Consider the following 17,453-nt stretch of genomic DNA (forward strand, 5'->3'; position numbering starts at 1 on the left):
GATCGTATGCGGTATTAGCGTAACTTTCGCTACGTTATCCCCCACTCTTGGGCACGTTCCGATATATTACTCACCCGTTCGCCACTCGTCAGCGGAGCAAGCTCCCTGTTACCGTTCGACTTGCATGTGTAAAGCATGCCGCCAGCGTTCAATCTGAGCCAGGATCAAACTCTTCAGTTTAATCTCTGTTTTTCCGATACTGCTATCGGAGGTCACTCACTCAAATAACTGACGAATCATCCGAAGATGATTACGTTATTACTTGTGTAAGCGTTTGCTGCTATATTTTGAGCATTCCGGACCGAAATCCGGAGGCACATCGCATCAAACGCCCACACTTATCGACTGTTGATTGTTAAAGAATTCTTCGCTTTTTCAGCGGTGCTGCAACTCGGGATCAACCCGTAGACAAATCGTTGTGTTTGTCAGCAGCAGAGAGGCAAGATTATCGTTTGTTTCGTGCGAATCGTCAAGCTTCTTTTTGCTTCGCCTCAACTTGCTTGCTTCACTTTCGTGTCGGCGCGTTGCTGCGAGGGACAGGACTATAGCAAACGCCCTGCCCGTCGGCAAGCCTCTTTTTTGCGAATGTCAGGAACGGCGCGTGCGCAGGCCGTCGACCTCGGCGCGCAAGGCCGTGCGGTCGGCATTCAGCGACTCGAGCTGTGTCCGCAGCGCCTTCAGTTCGGAAGCATAGTTGTCGCGCGCCGTGACCGCGCCGACGAGCTCCATCTCGGCCGTGAGGCGGGCATCGGAGTCGGATGCGGCCGAGGCCACGCTGCGTTCCAGCTGGGCCCGCAAATCGACCAGTTGCCGGTCCTTGCCGTCGATTGCCAGCTGGTCCTTCGCCTTGCCGACCAGCGCATTGGTCGCCACTTCGCGTGCATCGCGTAATTCCACGGTCAGGCGTTCGATCTGTTCGGCGCGCTCGGCGGCCAATGCGTTCGCGGTCGAGAGCTGCGACAGCAACTCGTCCCGCTCCGCTTCCAGCATCTCTCCCGAGCGGGCCAATGCTTCCAGGTCGCTCTCGGCCTGCGCGAGCTTGTCCCGGTTGCCGGCGCCGGACTGCTCGGCGAATTGCCGCGCCCAGTCGGCCAGTGCGGCCACCAGCGGTTCGGGAATTTCGGCCTTTGGTGTTTCGGGTGACGGAATGTTGTCCGCACGCCATGCAGCAAGATGCTTGTGGATGGTGGATGGGGAGCCGCTACCCAGCGCGTCGCGTACGGCTTCGACCGTGACTGGGTTGCCATCGTCGTGCAGGGCACTGGCGGCCGCTGCGATCTCTTCGAATGTGGGTGTCTGGTCCTGCATGTCATCAGTCCGTTTCATGATGCGCGCAGCTTACTACAGATGCTTTTTTGCCGGCACGACCTTGGCTATACGGGGCCGCCGCTTACTCGCATGCGGATGGTGTTGTATTCACCATGCATGCTCTCAAGTGCTGATAAGTTGCGGGATACGCGCTGCTGGAATCGGCCGGAAAGCAACCGCCTTTCAATATTCATGGAGAACGAACCATGCGGCTCCGGCTTCTTGCCGTTGCTTTGTCGAGGTGACTGGCTGCCTCGCTCCGAAATCACCGGCATTGACCGGCTGACGTCAGCCCTGCTGCGACGCGACTAGCGCCGCTCCCTCGCCTTCCCCGGTCCGCTGGATGCGCACGATGTGCAGCGCATCGGCATTCTCGACCAGCACGCAGGCCTTGCCCGTGCGCTTGCAATGGTCCTGCACGCGCCAGTAGGCGCCGTGGCTCATGCAACCAGTCTGGCAGATCACCAGGTCGGCCGCGGCCAGATCGGCTTCGAGGGCGGCAAAGTCGTCGGCCATGGGCGCCGGCTGCTTGACCGGGCGTTCCAGCGCCATGCGCATGTCGCGCCACTGCAGTTCGTCCGAAAGTTCCCGCACGCGCGCCTGCAAGGCTGTCACCTGCTGCGCCAGTCTGTCACGCCGGGCAAGGCCCGGAATGGCCTGTTCCAGCGCGGCGCGATCCTCCTTCGCCCATGCGAGCGCGGTATCCCGCCGGATCAGCTCCCCGCGCAGCCGCATCGCCTCGGCATCGAGCCGCGCGATCTCGCGTGCTTGCTCCTGCAACAGTTCGGTGCAGCGCACCTGCACCGCGCCGTAGGCGCGCAGCAGTGCGGCATGCTCCTGAAGCAGCTGATCGAAATCTTCGGCGGTTATATACATCTGTGACCCTTTCTGAAACGCTGGCTTGAATGCCCCTACCATTTTAATTGCGAATGATTCTCATTACAATGATAGTCATTATGCAAGCAGTGTTTTAGGACACCCTTAACGCCGTCCTAGGGACCGCGCTCCACCAACGCCGTCATCGGATCGTGGTCATTCGACGTTGGCGCGCCAGCCGCGGGTTACGCAACGACCGGGGAAGAAGATTTCATAGGAGAATGAATTTATGGACGCCACATCGCGGCGACGGTTGCGCCAAGCGGATATGCACGCGAAAGAGGAGCGGCAGCGCAGCGGCGTACGGCCGCCACCCTGTCAGGAATTGAGCGTGATGAATCCGCCATCGATCGGATAATCCGTGCCGGTGATGAACGATGCCTCGTCGCTGCACAGGTACAGCGCCAGCGCCGCCACCTCGTCAGGCTGCGCCATCCGCCCGATCGGCTGCGTCTTCGACAGCTTGTCGAACATCTCCGCCTCGCGTCCCGGGTAGTTCCTGGCCAGGAAGCCATCGACGAACGGCGTATGCACGCGGCCCGGCGAGATCGAGTTGCAGCGGATGCCATCCTGGATGTAATCCTTCGCCACCGACAGCGTCATCGCCATCACCGCACCCTTGCCGGTCGAGTAGGCGAAACGGTCGGCCACGGCGACCCAGGCCGCGACGGACGCCATGTTCAGGATCACGCCGCCGCCGTTGGCGCGCAGTTGCGGGATGGCCGCGTGCAGGCAGTTGTAGACGCCTTTCACGTTCACGGCCATCACGCGGTCGAAATCGCCCTCCGCGGTGGTGTCGGCCTTGCCGACATGGGCGATGCCGGCATTGTTGACAAGGATGTCGAGCGGGCCGATGGCGGCAAAGGTGGCCAGCACGTCGGCCTGCGACGTCACGTTGCACGCGTGGACCGTGGCCGTGCCGCCGTCGCGGCGGATCTCGTGAGCCACCTCGCGGGCGGCATCCTCGCCGATGTCGAGCACGTGGACGGCGGCGCCGCGGGCGGCGAACATTTTCGCGATGGCCCGGCCGATGCCGCTGCCGGCACCGGTGATGACCGCCTTCTTGTCGTTCAGGTTAAACACGTTTCAGGGCTCCGTTCGTGAGGGGTGGGATGGGCGCCGCGCGCTCGGCCGATATTGCGGTGCGGGCAAACCAGGCGACGACGAGGAAGCACGCCAGCGGCACGCCGTACGCCAGCTGGAGGCTGTGCGTGACGTCGCTGACGAAGCCGAACGCCAGCGGCAGCAGTGCGCCGCCGACGATGGCCATGATGATCAGGCTGCTGCCCATTTCCGTGCTGCCGCCCGCGTCCTGGATGCCGAGTGCGAAAATGGTGGGGAACATGATCGACATGAAGAACACCATGCCGATGACGGCCGCCACGCAGGCCATGCCGCTGGCGAACATCGTCACCACCGACAGCAGCGAGCAAAGCAGCGCGTAGACAAGCAGCAGCCGGGCCGGCGCGACATATTTCATCGCGCACGTGCCGGCAAAGCGGCCCACCACGAACGCCACACCGCAGCCCCAGCCCAGGTAATCGGCCGCGGCGATCTGCGACAGGCCCGCCGCGCTGGCGGCAAACAGGATGAAGAAGCTGAACACGCACACCTGCGCGCCCACGTAGAAGAACTGGGCGATGACGGCGCGCCGGATCGGCCCCTGCCGCCAGGCGCGGGCGATGGCGCCGCCCACGCGTTCGCCGGGATCGGCCGCCTTGCGCTCCGGCTCGGGCAGGCGGATGAAATAGAACACGATGGCGATCGCGAAGATGACGAGACCGAGCACCATGTAGGGTCCCTTCACGCTGGCCGCTTCGGCCGCCAGCGCCGCCTGCCGGGCGCTTTCCGTCATCGCCTGCAGTTGCTGGTCGCTCGCGCCCTCGACGAGGATCAAACGCGCGCCGACGATCGGCGCGATCGCGGCGGCCAGGCCGTTGAACGACTGCGCCAGGTTCAGGCGCTGCGTGGCCCGTTCCGGCCTGCCCAGCAGCGATGCATACGGATTGGCCGCCGTTTCCAGCAACGTCAGGCCGCAGGCAATGATGAACAGCGCGGCCAGGAACACGGCGTAGCGGTGCGTATCGGCCGCCGGAATGAACAGCATCGAGCCGACACCGAACAGCAGCAGGCCGGCGATGATCGTGCAGCGGTAGCCTGCGCGGCGGATCAGCAGGCCGGCCGGCAGCGCCATCACGAAATAGGCGATGTAGACGGCCGAATCGACGAGCGCGGCCTGCAGCACCGTCAGGCTGAACGAGCGGCGCAGGTGCGGGATCAGGATCGGATCGAGGTTATGGACGAAGCCCCACAGGAAGAACAGCGTGGTGAGCATCACAAAGGCGAACTTGTAGGAACGCCGGGCGGTCGGTGCGGTCATGTCTGATGTCTCCAGTGCGGGCCGCGTACATTGCGCGGCCCTTGTATCGTTTGGTGTCAGGACAAGCTACCTGCAAAGCACAATCGGCGCGTGCCGATGTGCGCGGAACCTCAAGCGTCGATCAGCTCCTCGTTCCACGCATAAACGGTCTGCCGCTGTTCGCCGAGCCCGGCGATCCCCAGGCGCATCACGTCGCCCGCGCGCAGGTACACGGGATCGGGTTTCTGGCCCAGGCCCACGCCCGGCGGCGTGCCGGTGCTGATGATGTCGCCCGGGTGCAGCGTCATGAAACGGCTGATGTAGCTGACCAGCTGCGCCACCGTGAACACCATCGTGCGCGTGCTGCCCTGCTGGAAGCGCTTGCCGTTCACCTCGAGCCACATGTCGAGGTTCTGCGGGTCCGGCACCTCGTCGGCCGTCACGAGCCATGGGCCGACGGGGCCGAACGTGTCGCAACCTTTACCCTTGTCCCATTGGCCGCCCCGCTCCAGCTGGTATTCGCGCTCGGACAGGTCGTTGACCACGCAGTAGCCGGCCACGTAGTCGAGCGCCTTGTCCTCGTCCACATAGCGCGCGCGGGTGCCGATGACGACGCCCAGCTCCACTTCCCAATCGCTCTTGACGGAATCGCGCGGCAGCACCACGGCGTCGTTGGCGCCGACGATGGCGCTGGTGGCCTTCATGAACAGCACGGGTTCGCTCGGCACGGCCATGCCCGATTCGGCCGCGTGGTCCGAGTAGTTCAGGCCCACGCAAATGAGCTTGCCGGTATCGGCGACGATGGGGGCCAGCCGCGTTGCCGATGCCGATGCCGACGCCGCGGCAGGCAACGCGCGCCAGTCGAGCGCCTTCAGGCGTGCCAGCGATTCCCTGCCCAGGTAGGCCGATTCCACGTCCGGAATGTAGCCGGACAGGTCGCGGATCCGTCCTTCGGGGTCCAGCAGGCCGGGTTTTTCGTCGCCCTTCGGGCCGTAGCGCAGCAATTTCATGGGGTTCCTTTGCTTTCCATTTCAAGTCACATCGAATAATCAGAATGCCGGTACCGGGGCGTGCGGATCGACCAGGCCATCGCGGGCCAGCGCGCCCCACAGCGCGGCGGGGATCGGCTGCGCGAACCAGTCGGCGTTCTGGCGCAATTGCGCCACGCTTTGCGCACCGGGAATGCACGACACCACGGCCGGGTGGGCCATCGGGAACTGCAGCGCCGCCGCCTGCACGGGCACGCCGGCCTGGCGGCACGTGGCGCCGATCGCCTCGACGCGCGCGACGATCTCGGCCGGCGCGTCTTCGTAGTTGAACTTTCGGGTGCCCGCCAGGATGCCGGAGTTGAACGGCCCGCCGATCACGATGCCGATGCCCCGTTCGGCACAGCGGTCCATCAGCGGCACGCGCGACGCCTGTTCCAGCAGCGTATAGCGGCCCGCCAGCAAGGCGCAGTCGAGGTCGCACGCATCCATCGCGTCGGCCACCGCTTGCCACTCGTTGACACCGAGCCCGAAGGCGCGAATGCTGCCTTCGTCGCGCAATTGCGTGAGCGCGCGAAAGCCGCCGCCACCGGTCAGCTGGTGCCAGTAATGCTCGTGGCGCCCGCCATGGCCGCCGTGTGTCATGCGGCCGATATCGTGCACATACAGCATGTCCACGCGGTCCATGCCCAGGCGCTGCAGGCTGTCCTCGTGCGAGCGGCGGATGCCGTCGTACGTGTAGTCGAACACGGGACGGAACGGCAGCGGCGCGCCCCAGCCGCAGTCGCCCGCCTTCACCGTGGGATCCGGCCGCATCAAGCGGCCCACCTTCGTGCTGACCACGTAGTCGCCGCGCGGCCGGTTGCGCAATGCCGCGCCGAGCCGGTGCTCGGACAGCGTGAAGCCATAGTAGGGCGCCGTGTCGAAGTAGCGGATGCCGAGATCCCAGGCCGCGTCGACGATCGCCTGCGCATCGGCGTCATCCATCGGCTCGTACAGGCCGCCGAGCTGGGCGCAGCCCAGGCCCATGCAGGTCAGCGGCAGGCGCCCGGCACTGCGCCCGACATCGCGTGTCTCGTGAACCTTCATCAGGCGGCCTTCAGCGGATAACAACCCGGGCCGGACGGCTCGAACTGTTTATAGGTGAGGATGAATTCCTGGTGGCCCAGCGCCTCCGAGCAGGTCTGCTCGCCGTTCGCCACGCGCGCCACCAGGGCCACGATCTCGTCGCCCACCTGCTGCAGCGATGCCTGGCCGGTGAGGATGCGGCCGGCATTGACGTCCATGTCCTCGGCCAGCCGTTCGTAGGTGGCGGGATTGGCGCACACCTTGATGACTGGGGCAATGGCCGAACCGACGACCGAGCCGCGCCCGGTGGTGAACAGCGTGATATGGGCGCCGCACGACAGCAGCTCCACGATCTCGGCATTGTCCGAGATGTTCGGGAAGCCGAAACGCACTTCGCCGTCGGGCACCACGTCCAGCAGGTACAGGCCGCCCACCTCGGGCTGGTCGCCCGGCTTCAGGATGCCGGAGATCGGCGACGCCCCGCTCTTCGCATACGCGCCCAGCGATTTTTCTTCCTGCGTCGTCAGCCCGCCATCGGCATTGCCGGGCGCGAAACTGCCGTGGCCCAGCACCGTGTAGTAGCGCGCCGCCTTGTCCACGCAGCGCACGATCGCGTCGCCCAGTTCCGGCGTGGCGGCGCGCCGCTTCATGTGGAATTCGCAGCCCACCAGTTCGCCCGTTTCCTCGAAAATGCACGTGGCGCCGGCGCCCACGAGCTGGTCGAACGCCACGCCCACGGCGGGGTTGGCCGTGATGCCGCTCGTGCTGTCGGAGCCGCCGCAGATGGTGGCCACCACCAGTTCATCCATCCCCATCGGCACGCGCGGCTGCACGGCCAGCGCGTCGAGCGCCCAGCGCACCCATTCCACCCCGTCGGCCACGCTGGTGCGGGTGCCGCGGTTTTCCTGGATCGTGATCGTATGCACGGGCCGGCCGCTGGCCGCCACGGTCTCTTCCAGGCCGCGCCGGTTGAAGCTTTCGCAGCCCAGCGACACGATCAGTGCCGCGCCCACATTCGGGTGCGTGACGAGCCGCTTCATCATGCGGTCGGCGTAATCGTTCGGATAGCAGCCGGGAAAGCCGATCAGGTGCACCGGCTGACCGTGGAACGCGTTCACGACGAGACGGGCCACGTGGTGCGCGCATTCGACGGTGTAGACAACGACCACGACATTGCGGATGCCCTTGCGGCCATCGTCGCGCAGGTAGCCGGCCAGTGCCGGCGGAGAAAGGCGATCGTTCATGTCAGTGCGTGCTCCCGATGAAGGACTTGCTGTCGTCGTCCAGGGTATAGGTAGGAATGTAGTCGCTGGCGAGGTTGTGCGTGTGCAGGATGGCGCCCTGCGGCACCGGCGCCGTGACGGAGCCGATCAGCGCGCCGTAGCGCAACACCTTGTCGCCCGGCTGCAGCGGCACGCGGGCCACCTTGTAACCCAGCGGCACGGCTTCCGGCAGGATCACGCGGGTGCCGTCGATCTCCACCGCGTCGCCGGCGGCAAGCTGCAGCCGCGCGATCAGGCAATTGTCCTCGGGGGCCATCAACAGCAACTGGGGCGCCGCCGGCGCCGGGTCTGGATACATCGCAGCATCTCCTCTGGATTCGAACCCCATTAAATGTATTAAATATATTCAATACCGTCAACGGGTTTCTGCGCTGATGGTTACAGCGATCATTTCCGTGATTGATTGCGCAAACATTTTTACGACACTGTTGCGTGCCGCGACAGAAAACGTTTTACTTCAGCGGGACATCTTCCTAGAATAAATAAAACAAACACAACGAACCATCCCCTTCGGAGGAGACATGAATATCGCAACCACGCGCGCCTTCGCCGGCGCTTCCCTGCTGCTGTTCGCCTGCCTCGACGCTCTCGCCGCGGACCGCACGATCGTGGTCGCCGCGGACGGCAGCGGCGACGTGCGCACGGTGCAGGAAGCGTTCGCCGCGGTGCGCGACAACAGCAGCGAGCGCACCGTGATCCTCGTGAAGCCCGGCGTGTACGACGGCCAGAAGATCCTGCGCAAGGAAAAGAAGAACGTCACCCTGCAGGGCGAGGTGGCGGAGTCCACGATTCTCACGTGGCACATCAACACGAACGAGGAACAACCCGCCGGCACGGATCTGCGCCACAAGGGCACTGCGCTGGTGGTGCTGGCCGACGGCTTCCGCGCCGACAAGCTGACGTTCCGGAACACGTCCGGCGACCATGGCCAGGCGCTGGCGCTGCGCATCGACGGCGACCGCGCCGTGGTCACCAATAGCCGCCTGCTGGGCTGGCAGGACACGGTCATGCTGAACCATGGCCGCCACTACTTCCGCGACACGTACATCGAAGGCCGCGTCGACTTCATCTACGGCAGCGCCACGGCGGTGTTCGACCGCTGCGAGATCCGCAGCAAGAACGGCGGCTACGTCACGGCCGCCAGCACGCCGCCCGAGCGACCCTATGGTTTCGTGTTCATCGACAGCAAGCTGACGAGCGATCCGGCGCCCTGGGTCGACCCCACCGGCAGGATCGAAGCGAAGGCCCCCACGCCGCTGGCCTACCTGGGCCGCCCATGGCGGCCGCACGGCGCCGTCGCGTTCATCAACACCGAGATGGGGGCGCACGTCCGGCCCGAGGGCTGGAACAACTGGGGCAAGCCGGACAACGAAAAAACCGCCCGCTACGTGGAATACAACAGCCGCGGCGACGGCGCCAATCCCGGCAAGCGGGCCGGCTGGTCGCGCCAGCTGACGGATGCCGAAGCGCGCGAGTACACCGTGGCGAACATCCTCGGCGGCAGCGACGGCTGGCGGCCGCTGTGATCCGCCCGGCGCCGCCACGAGCGGCGCCCTGACCTGCCCGGCCGCCCACCCGCGGCCAAACCGGAATTCGTGTCATCGACAAGCCAGGCGTGGCCGGTATTGCCACGCCTGCACAAAACATCAATAAAACACCGGAGGAGATCATGAACCAACGCATCAGCCGCAATTTGAGGGTTAAACGTTTAACGCATTCCGTATCGATGGCGCTCGTATCGCTCGTCGCCAGCCAGGCTGCCGTGGCCCAGCAGACCTCCGCCGCATCGGGCGCGTCCGCCGGGAACGGACCGATCCAGAGAGTGGAAGTGGTGGCCACGCGGGCCTCGCAGCAGTCGGGCATCGAGCGCAAGAAGAATGCCGCCACCGCCATGGATTCCATCGTGGCCGAGGACGTGGGCTCGCTGCCGGACCGGAACGTGGGTGAAGCCATCTCGCGCATGGCCGGCATCGTGCTCGACCGCGGCGACTATGGCGAAGGCGTCACGGTGTCGGTGCGCGGCAACGGCGCCGACCTGACCCGCGTGGAACTCGATGGCCAGAGCGTGCAGTCGGCCGGCGGCACCGATGCCGGTGGCACGGGCGGCGCGAACAGCCGCGGCACGGAATTCCGCCAGCTGTCCGCCGACCTGATCAAGAGCGTCGACGTCGTGAAAGGATCGACGGCCGACATGACCGAGGGCGCACTGGGCGGCGGCATCGTCATCAAGACCCGCACCGGCCTGGACTTCAAGAAGCCGTTCGCCTCGCTGCGCCTGGGCGGCAGCCAGAATTCGCTGGACAAGAAATGGAAGCCGGACGCCAACCTGATCCTGGCGAACAAGTACCTGGACGGGCGGCTGGGCCTGATTCTGAACGCCTCGCACAGCACGCTGAACAACGAAGCGCATTCGATGCAGGTGTCGCAGACGGCGCAGCAGGGTTACTATCGCCTGCTGGACTTCGACGGGTCGCCGGAAAAGACCTACAGCTTCCTGCCCAGCACCGTGGCCAGCGACGACAGCACGGCCACCACGCCGATCCTGCGCACGCCGATGGGCGGCACGAACTTCCTGAATTCGGAATCGCCGCTGTCGCTGATCACCAAGTCGGCGGGCGCGCAGACGAAGCAGGATTGCCACAACCTGTTCCCTGACCTGTCGGCCGCGCAGCTGGCAGGGATTCCCACGAACAGCCAGGGCCCGGCGCGGGCGCAGCGGGGCAACGAGCTGCTCACCTGCCTGAACCAGTGGAACGACTACACGCCGTCGAACGTGCGCTACTTCATGAAGAAGGAACACGACCGCAAGGACAACCTGGACCTGCGCGGCGACTTCAAGGTGAACAACCGGCTGACCGTGTACGCCAAGGGCAGCTTCAACCGCCGCGAAACACGCATCGAGCAGATGACCTACCAGCTGGGCCTCGTGAAGAACCCGAACCAGCTTCCCAACCCGCTCGTCACCCCGGGCTATACCGGCGCCGTGTTCGCCGACAATGCCGCCACCGGCGTGCGCGCCGCGACACCAGGCTCGGGCTTCTTCACGTATCCGGGCGGCTTCTCGACACGGTCGAACAACTATGTCATCCCCGGTGCCGTCACCAACATCGACCCGGCCTCGGTGCTGGTCGACCCGAGCCACCACCTGACCCGCTTCACGGTCTCCGACGGCCAGGCGATCCCGGACCAGACGCTGGAATTCGCCCGCACGATCAGCCGCTACCTGCAGACGGGCGGCACTTACCGGAACGATGGCCTGACCGCCGAATTCTTCTTTGCCGATGCGCGCTCCGACTTCCGCCGCGTGCAGCAGCGCATGAGCTACACGCTGAACACGGGCCCGACGACCTTCGAACTGGACCCGAGCGGCCTGTGGGGCTTCAATTTCCCCGCCGGCGTCAACCAGGCCGACCCGGCCGGCTACGCGGCACTGTTCCCGCGCACCGTGGGCGGTGCGACGCTGGGCAACACCAATACCATTTTCCGGCCGAACTACCCGGCCGCCGTGCAGCCGCTGCGCACGATGGCCACCGGCATCCTGTGGCTGCCGCAGATCCGCGAAACGGGCGAGCGCACCGCGAAGCTGGACGTGACCTACATGACGCCGGAAAGCGTTCCGTTCTTCAAGCGCCTGAAGGCCGGCTTCAACCTGCGCGACAGCTACAGCAACTCGTGGGAAGGCGGCGCCGGCGACCGCATGGTCAAGGCGCCGGTCGGCACCTACGGCCAGGCGGGCTACGTGCCCGGCGTCTACCTGCCGCAGGCGCGCGTCGACAACCGCTTCGAAGGCTGCCAGAACACTCCGGCTTCGCTGGCGCCGGGCGGCGACGCCTGCCAGTACGGCATGAATCCGCCGGGCGATCCGCGCAGCGGCCGCGACGGCACGCTCGTGCTGTCGCAGCAGGACTTCCTCAATATCATCCAGCAGACGCTGACCAAGCCGGCCACCGGCACGTCGTACTTCCACGGCGCCAAGGACCGGCCGGCGATCCTGCCGCAGAACTGGATGGGCATCGACATCGCGCGGGCCGTCGAACTGACCAACTTTGCCAACCGCAACTGGGATTGCGTGCAGACCTGCACGGCCACCGACGGCAAAGTCTACGACCAGCCCGTGAACAAGCTGCAGGAACGCATCGATGCGTTCTACCTGATGACCGATTTCGGCCTCGACCATGTGCCGTTCACGAACCGCGCGCTGCCGTTCGGCCTCGAATTCGACGGCAACGTGGGCGTGCGCTACGTGCGCAGCCGCGTCAGCGGCACCGGCACGATGACGTTCACGTCGTATTCGAAGACGGCGCTGTACGACGCGGAAGACCCGACCAACTCGGCCGGCTACGTGCAATCGTCGATCGTGCAGAACACGGCGGTGGATGCCACCACGACGGACGTGCTGCCCAGCCTGAACCTGGCCACGTGGCTGCGCCCGGACGAACTGGTACTGCGCTACAGCGTGGCGAAGACCGTGGCGCGGCCGCCGATCCAGCAGCTGCTGCCGGCCAGTACCTGCATTTACGACGAACGCGCCGCCGACCTCGATGCCGACGGCACGCAGCGCTGCAACGGCGTCATCGGCAACCCCGCCCTGCAGGCGCGCAAGAACGTCAACCAGAACGTGTCGCTGGAGTGGTATCCGAACCGCGACACGATGTTCAGCCTGGCGTACTTCAACCAGAAGGGCAAGGTCGGCCAGTTCATCACCGAAGGCGTGAGCGGCGGCCAGCTGTTCGCCGGGTCCGACCTGGTGGATCCGCAGACCGGCGTGAAACTGTCCGACCTGCCGTTCAACTATTCCACCTATGTGAACGGCCCGGTCTCCACCCGCAATGGCGCCGAGTTCTCCACGAAGACGGCCTTCACGTTCCTGCCCGGCCTGCTGAGCTTCACCGGTTTCGATGCCAACTACACGAAGGTGAAATCGAAGCACGTGACGGCTTCCATCGTCGACCTGCTGACCGGCACGGCGCTGCCGCCGGCGCGCGAATCGGAATCGCAGTACAACGTGGCGCTGTGGTACGACGATGGCCGGCTGTCGGCGCGCGTGGCACTGCAGGGCGCCGCCGCCTGGTTCACCTGCATCTCGCCGTGCACGCAGGCGCCGCGCGAGCTGATCAACTATCCGGCGCAGGGCGTGACCGCCAACAATTCCACGCCGAAGATCTATTCGCCCGGGTCGCCGAACTTCAAGGACGCCACGCGCTTCGTCGACGCGAAGATCGCTTACAAATGGCGGCCGGACGTGGAATTCTTCCTGGAGGGCCGCAACATCGGCAACGCCACCACGTCGAACAGCCAGGCCGGGTTCGCGCCGCTCAGCAACGGCGTGCCGAACCTGCTCGACTACGCGTACGCCGGCCGCCGCATCATGGTGGGCGTGTCGTTCCGCACGCTGTAAGGTTATGCAGGTGGTCTGGCTCGATTGCATCAACCGGTAGCCGTTGGCTGCCGAACACCAGTGTCAGACACCCCAACAGCGAAGGGCTGGGGTCAGACCCGCCGGGGCTTTGCCGGGATTTCAAGGAGCACCGTTCCTTGCCGGCAAAGCGGCGCTGGCCTGCAGGCCAGCGCTCCTCCCTGACCCCGGAATCTGCTTCTGGGCTCGGCTTATCTGAACGGCATGAGTCCGACACTGCTTTCCCCCATGCCGCCGGCCTCTTCAGGCGCATGTATCGATCACGCTGCCCAGCGCCCCCTTCCCGCGGCTCTGCTTCTGCTCCACCTGCTTCCGATCCTGCTGCGCCTTTTGTGCCTGCGCCGCCGCCCGCTCGGCCGCCTCGGCCTGCAATTGCGCGATGCGCTGCTGCAGTGCCTGGATCTGCTGCTGGATCTGCCCGGCCTCCTTCGGCCCCGACTCCGGCACGGCGTCCCGTGTACACTGCGGCCGTGCCGCCGTGCGTTGCCAGGGCGGCATCAACGTCAACAATCATCAAAATGCCATGAAAATCTCGAATTCCCTGCCCGCGTGGACCATCGCGGCACCCATCGCCGCCTGGCTGCTGCTGGCCGGCAAAGCCGCCGGCCTCGGCGACATGTTCGGCGGCGTGTATATCGCGCTGCTGGCCGCCGGCCTGTTCGCCGGCGTACTGGCCGCCGTGTTCCATGCCGAAGTGGTGGCGCACCGGATCGGCGAACCGTATGGCACGCTGGTGCTCGCGGTGGCGGTCACGTCGATCGAAGTGGCGCTGATCGTGTCGCTGATGATCGCCGGCGGCGAGTCCACCACGGGGCTGGCCCGCGATACCGTGTATGCCGCCGTGATGCTGATCCTGAACGGCATGGTCGGCATCTGCCTGCTGGCCGGCGCGCGGCGCCATGGCGAGCAGCGTTTTACGCAGACGGGCGTTTCCGCCGCGCTGGCCACGCTGTCGGCGATCGCCGTGCTGACGATGGTGCTGCCGAACTACACCACCACGACGCCGGGGCCCTTCTACAGCAGCAGCCAGCTGGTGTTCATCGCCGTGATCTCGCTGGTGCTGTACGGTACCTTCGTGCTCGTGCAGACCGTGCGGCACCGCGATTACTTCCTGCCCGAGGTGGCTACCGCGGACGAGGCCGTGCACGCGCCGCCGCCGCCCCGGAAGATCATGTGGTGGAGCAGCGCGCTGCTGCTGGTCTGCCTGGGCAGCGTGGTGCTGCTGGCCAAGTCGCTGTCGCCGCCGCTGGAAGCGGCCGTGGTGGCGCTCGGCGCGCCGAAGGCGCTGGTGGGCATCATCATCGCGGCCGTCGTGCTGCTGCCCGAAGGGATCGCCGCGTTCCAGGCGGCCCGCGCGAACCGGCTGCAGACGAGCCTGAACCTGGCGCTCGGTTCCGCGCTGGCCAGCATCGGCCTGACGATTCCGGCCGTGGCCATCGTGTCGCTGGCGAACGGCTGGACGCTGTCGCTGGGCATCGACGTGAAGTCCACGGTGCTGCTGCTGCTGTCGATCATCGTGGCCACGCTCTCGCTGGGCAATGGCCGCACGACGATCATGCAGGGCATGGTGCACGTGGTGATCTTCGCCGTCTACCTGTTCGTCACGATCGTGCCTTGACCTCGGGGCCCGCCGGCTTGCCGGCGAGCTTGCGCACGAGCCATGTCATCGCTCATGTGATGGGCGCGATGGCTGTAGATGATGTTCGAGCACACCACCGTCGCCCTGTCCTGCCGGCCGGTACGGATCTGGCGCAGGTCGTAGAAATCGTCGTTGAGGCGTTCCGGCGAGTACGGGTGCGCCCAGAAGCGCTCGATCGAAAACGCGCGGTCGAACCACAGGTATACGCACAGGTAGGGGCTCGGTTTAAATGAAGGCAGTTGCCGGAACGGGGCCATCGCGCGCCAAGCCGGCGGCACGATCCCGTTCAGCGCCGTTGGCGGCAGCGCGCTGACGACCTCGCCGCCGAGCCGCGTGCCGTCGGCCAGCACGCCACCGACGATCAGGACGTCTCCATCCACCCCCATGCCTCGCTTGTCGACATGCCAAATGGCGGGCCGATCTTGGGCGAGAGCCGGGAGCGACGAGGTGCGGCCGCGAACGCAACGGCACAACTTGCAGGCATTTGTGAATTCGCCACGGTAACGTGCAACGCTTGTTTTTTTTACATGGTAATCTTGCCACGTCGTCCGGCATCCGGAGCCGCAAAGGCGACATGTATTGAAGACACTTATTGAAGACACTTATTTAAGACACGTATTCAGGCACAGCATTCAATTGCGCATTTCAACCACCCTAAAAACCAAGTGAGCGTGATGACAAAGAACGTAGCTATTATCGGGGCAGGCTTCTCCGGCGCAGTAATCGCGCACCAGCTCGCGAAAGCGGGCTACCAAGTCGAAGTGTTCGAATCACGGTCGCATATCGCGGGCAATTGCCATTCCGAGCGCGATGCCGAAACCAATGTGATGGTCCACATCTATGGCCCGCACATCTTCCATACCGATAACGAGCGGGTATGGAAGTTCGTAAACGAGTTTTCCGAATTCAAGCCTTACGTGAACCGCGTGAAGGCGATCACGAACAACCGCGTGTACACGCTGCCGATCAACCTGCTGACGATCAACCAGTTCTTCAACAAGACCTTGCGGCCGGCCGAGGCGCAGGAATTCCTCGCCGAGCAGGGCGACAAGACGATCGAGAACCCGGTCACGTTCGAAGACCAGGCACTGCGCTTCGTCGGCCGCGACCTGTACGAAGCGTTCTTCAAGACGTATACCGTGAAGCAGTGGGGCCTCGATCCCACCGAGCTGCCGGCCAGCATCCTGAAGCGGCTGCCCGTGCGCTTCAACTACGACGACAATTATTTCAGCCACAAGTACCAGGGCATGCCGAAGGACGGCTACACGGCGATCGTGGAAAAGATCCTCGACGTGCCGGGCATTACCGTGTACCTGAACACGCCGTTCAAGCCGGAACAGAAGTCCGACTACGCCCACGTGTTCTACAGCGGCCCGATCGATGCCTGGTTCGGCCACCGCGAAGGCCGCCTGCCTTACCGCACGCTGGACTTCGAAGTGCACCGCGACCAGGGCGATTACCAGGGCAATGCCGTGATCAACTATTGCGACAACGCCCAGCGCTATACGCGCATCACCGAGCACAAGCACTTCTCGCCGTGGGAACAGCATGAAGGCACCGTCTGCTACTTCGAGTACAGCCGGCAGTGCGAGGAAGGCGACACGCCGTACTACCCGATCCGCCTGGCGCGCGACAAGGTGCAGCTGGAAAAATACGTGAACCTGGCGAACGACGAACCCAACGTGACCTTCATCGGCCGCCTGGGCACCTACCGTTACCTCGACATGGACGTGACCATCGACGAGGCGCTGAAAACGGCGGACAAGTTCCTCGAATGCGCGAACGAGAAGGCACAGATGCCGGCGTTCGTCATCAATCCGCTGGGCTGATCCAGTCCCGTTGCGGCCGGTCTTCCCGACCGGCCGGCTACAACCGGGCGCCTGCATCGCCGCGCGCCTGCGTTTCCCTGCTGCATTTCCCCTGCATTTCCCCTGCATTTCCCCTGCGCTTCCCCTGCGTTTCCATCTTTCATCGTCCCTGCCGATTGCCGCAGCACCGGCCCTGGCGAGTTGCGCCGATTTACTTAGGATGCTAAACTTTCGCATCCTAATCTAAAACCGACGCCATGACCGACCTCGACAAGACGCTGATGTCACTCACGCACTCGCTGATCCACTCGGCGCGGGCCTACAAGGCGGCGGCGGACCGGGTGGCCGGCACGTTCGCGCTGTCGCACGCCAGTGGCTGGCCGGTCGTGATGATTGCCCGCCTCGGCGATGGCGTGCGGCCGGGCACGGTGGCCGAGGCGCTCGGCGTCGAGCCGCCGTCGCTCGTGCGCATCATCGACCAGCTCGTGACGGCCGGCCTCGTGACGCGGCAGGACGATCCGGCCGACCGGCGTGCGAAGACACTGCACCTGACGGCCGAGGGCCGCCACTGTGCCGCCCAGCTGGAAGAGTTGCTGCTGCCGTTCCGGCGCGAGCTGTTCGCCGGGCTGCCGCAGGCCGACATCGAAGCCTGCGTGCGCGTGCTCACGCAGCTCGACGCGGCGTTGGCGGGCCGGGCGAAAGGCTGAGCG

General features: G+C 65.2%; 15 protein-coding genes and 1 rRNA gene. 5 read left to right on the forward strand and 11 right to left on the reverse strand.

Going from position 1 to position 17,453, the window contains the following annotated elements; all coding sequences use genetic code 11:
- From ACY65G_RS28735 to ACY65G_RS28775, 9 genes are all read right to left on the reverse strand, one after another.
- A 16S ribosomal RNA gene (locus tag ACY65G_RS28735) occupies window positions 1-180 on the reverse strand; the annotation flags it as partial.
- Between the two features lie 408 nt (window positions 181-588).
- A complete protein-coding gene (locus ACY65G_RS28740; protein WP_465000702.1) occupies window positions 589-1,326 on the reverse strand; it encodes a DNA-binding protein in 738 nt (245 codons plus the stop codon).
- Between the two features lie 270 nt (window positions 1,327-1,596).
- The gene (locus tag ACY65G_RS28745; protein ID WP_465000703.1) at window positions 1,597-2,184 is read right to left on the reverse strand and encodes a DUF2325 domain-containing protein; all 588 of its coding nucleotides are present in this window, start codon (window positions 2,182-2,184) and stop codon (window positions 1,597-1,599) included.
- Between the two features lie 318 nt (window positions 2,185-2,502).
- The gene (locus ACY65G_RS28750; RefSeq protein ID WP_465000704.1) at window positions 2,503-3,267 is read right to left on the reverse strand and encodes an SDR family NAD(P)-dependent oxidoreductase; all 765 of its coding nucleotides are present in this window, start codon (window positions 3,265-3,267) and stop codon (window positions 2,503-2,505) included.
- Window positions 3,260-4,564, reverse strand: a complete 1,305-nt coding sequence (fucP, locus tag ACY65G_RS28755) for an L-fucose:H+ symporter permease (protein WP_465000705.1) — start codon at window positions 4,562-4,564, stop codon at window positions 3,260-3,262. Before fucP ends, ACY65G_RS28750 begins: the two co-directional genes overlap by 8 nt.
- A 110-nt stretch (window positions 4,565-4,674) precedes the next feature.
- Window positions 4,675-5,553: a fumarylacetoacetate hydrolase family protein gene (locus ACY65G_RS28760; protein ID WP_465000706.1), complete on the reverse strand. Its 879-nt coding sequence runs from the start codon at window positions 5,551-5,553 to the stop codon at window positions 4,675-4,677.
- A gap of 39 nt (window positions 5,554-5,592) precedes the next feature.
- The gene (locus ACY65G_RS28765) at window positions 5,593-6,618 is read right to left on the reverse strand and encodes an aldo/keto reductase (RefSeq protein WP_465000707.1); all 1,026 of its coding nucleotides are present in this window, start codon (window positions 6,616-6,618) and stop codon (window positions 5,593-5,595) included.
- On the reverse strand, window positions 6,618-7,841 hold the full coding sequence (locus ACY65G_RS28770; RefSeq protein ID WP_465000708.1) for a UxaA family hydrolase: 1,224 nt from the start codon (window positions 7,839-7,841) through the stop codon (window positions 6,618-6,620). Before ACY65G_RS28770 ends, ACY65G_RS28765 begins: the two co-directional genes overlap by 1 nt.
- Before the next feature lies 1 nt (window position 7,842).
- On the reverse strand, window positions 7,843-8,178 hold the full coding sequence (locus ACY65G_RS28775; RefSeq protein ID WP_465000709.1) for a UxaA family hydrolase: 336 nt from the start codon (window positions 8,176-8,178) through the stop codon (window positions 7,843-7,845).
- Window positions 8,179-8,401: 223 nt separating this feature from the next.
- Between ACY65G_RS28775 and ACY65G_RS28780 the strand changes: the two genes are divergently transcribed.
- Together ACY65G_RS28780 and ACY65G_RS28785 are read left to right on the forward strand one after the other, a co-directional pair.
- Window positions 8,402-9,406 (forward strand): pectinesterase family protein, encoded by a 1,005-nt coding sequence (locus ACY65G_RS28780; protein WP_465000710.1) that lies wholly within the window; start codon window positions 8,402-8,404, stop codon window positions 9,404-9,406.
- A gap of 143 nt (window positions 9,407-9,549) precedes the next feature.
- Window positions 9,550-13,278: a TonB-dependent receptor gene (locus tag ACY65G_RS28785; protein ID WP_465000711.1), complete on the forward strand. Its 3,729-nt coding sequence runs from the start codon at window positions 9,550-9,552 to the stop codon at window positions 13,276-13,278.
- A gap of 261 nt (window positions 13,279-13,539) precedes the next feature.
- Here the strand turns inward: ACY65G_RS28785 and ACY65G_RS28790 are convergent, their stop codons facing one another.
- A complete protein-coding gene (locus ACY65G_RS28790) occupies window positions 13,540-13,794 on the reverse strand; it encodes a hypothetical protein (protein ID WP_465000712.1) in 255 nt (84 codons plus the stop codon).
- Between the two features lie 25 nt (window positions 13,795-13,819).
- On the opposite strand from ACY65G_RS28790, the gene ACY65G_RS28795 reads away from it, so the two are divergent.
- A complete protein-coding gene (locus ACY65G_RS28795) occupies window positions 13,820-14,914 on the forward strand; it encodes a calcium:cation antiporter (protein ID WP_465000713.1) in 1,095 nt (364 codons plus the stop codon).
- Here ACY65G_RS28795 and ACY65G_RS28800 read toward each other — a convergent pair.
- Window positions 14,887-15,315 (reverse strand): hypothetical protein, encoded by a 429-nt coding sequence (locus ACY65G_RS28800; RefSeq protein ID WP_465000714.1) that lies wholly within the window; start codon window positions 15,313-15,315, stop codon window positions 14,887-14,889. The two genes, ACY65G_RS28795 and ACY65G_RS28800, sit on opposite strands and share 28 nt — an antisense overlap.
- Window positions 15,316-15,609: 294 nt before the next feature.
- Here ACY65G_RS28800 and glf point away from each other — a divergent pair, with 294 nt between their 5' ends.
- Window positions 15,610-16,764: a UDP-galactopyranose mutase gene (gene glf / locus ACY65G_RS28805; RefSeq protein ID WP_465000715.1), complete on the forward strand. Its 1,155-nt coding sequence runs from the start codon at window positions 15,610-15,612 to the stop codon at window positions 16,762-16,764.
- A 236-nt stretch (window positions 16,765-17,000) separates the two neighbouring features.
- Window positions 17,001-17,450 (forward strand): MarR family winged helix-turn-helix transcriptional regulator, encoded by a 450-nt coding sequence (locus ACY65G_RS28810; RefSeq protein ID WP_465000716.1) that lies wholly within the window; start codon window positions 17,001-17,003, stop codon window positions 17,448-17,450.
- Window positions 17,451-17,453: the final 3 nt, after the last annotated feature.

The sequence above is a fragment of the Pseudoduganella sp. jia 12 genome (assembly GCF_055502675.1).

What these genes read in the sequence shown, in the direction of transcription:
- ACY65G_RS28740 (WP_465000702.1), bottom strand. Translation starts at nt 1,326, where the DNA reads ATGAAACGGACTGATGACATGCAGGACCAGACACCCACATTCGAAGAG.
- ACY65G_RS28745 (WP_465000703.1), bottom strand. Translation starts at nt 2,184, where the DNA reads ATGTATATAACCGCCGAAGATTTCGATCAGCTGCTTCAGGAGCATGCC.
- fucP (WP_465000705.1), bottom strand. Translation starts at nt 4,564, where the DNA reads ATGACCGCACCGACCGCCCGGCGTTCCTACAAGTTCGCCTTTGTGATG.
- ACY65G_RS28760 (WP_465000706.1), bottom strand. Translation starts at nt 5,553, where the DNA reads ATGAAATTGCTGCGCTACGGCCCGAAGGGCGACGAAAAACCCGGCCTG.
- ACY65G_RS28765 (WP_465000707.1), bottom strand. Translation starts at nt 6,618, where the DNA reads ATGAAGGTTCACGAGACACGCGATGTCGGGCGCAGTGCCGGGCGCCTG.
- ACY65G_RS28770 (WP_465000708.1), bottom strand. Translation starts at nt 7,841, where the DNA reads ATGAACGATCGCCTTTCTCCGCCGGCACTGGCCGGCTACCTGCGCGAC.
- ACY65G_RS28775 (WP_465000709.1), bottom strand. Translation starts at nt 8,178, where the DNA reads ATGTATCCAGACCCGGCGCCGGCGGCGCCCCAGTTGCTGTTGATGGCC.
- ACY65G_RS28780 (WP_465000710.1), top strand. Translation starts at nt 8,402, where the DNA reads ATGAATATCGCAACCACGCGCGCCTTCGCCGGCGCTTCCCTGCTGCTG.
- ACY65G_RS28785 (WP_465000711.1), top strand. Translation starts at nt 9,550, where the DNA reads ATGAACCAACGCATCAGCCGCAATTTGAGGGTTAAACGTTTAACGCAT.
- ACY65G_RS28790 (WP_465000712.1), bottom strand. Translation starts at nt 13,794, where the DNA reads ATGCCGCCCTGGCAACGCACGGCGGCACGGCCGCAGTGTACACGGGAC.
- ACY65G_RS28795 (WP_465000713.1), top strand. Translation starts at nt 13,820, where the DNA reads ATGAAAATCTCGAATTCCCTGCCCGCGTGGACCATCGCGGCACCCATC.
- glf (WP_465000715.1), top strand. Translation starts at nt 15,610, where the DNA reads ATGACAAAGAACGTAGCTATTATCGGGGCAGGCTTCTCCGGCGCAGTA.
- ACY65G_RS28810 (WP_465000716.1), top strand. Translation starts at nt 17,001, where the DNA reads ATGACCGACCTCGACAAGACGCTGATGTCACTCACGCACTCGCTGATC.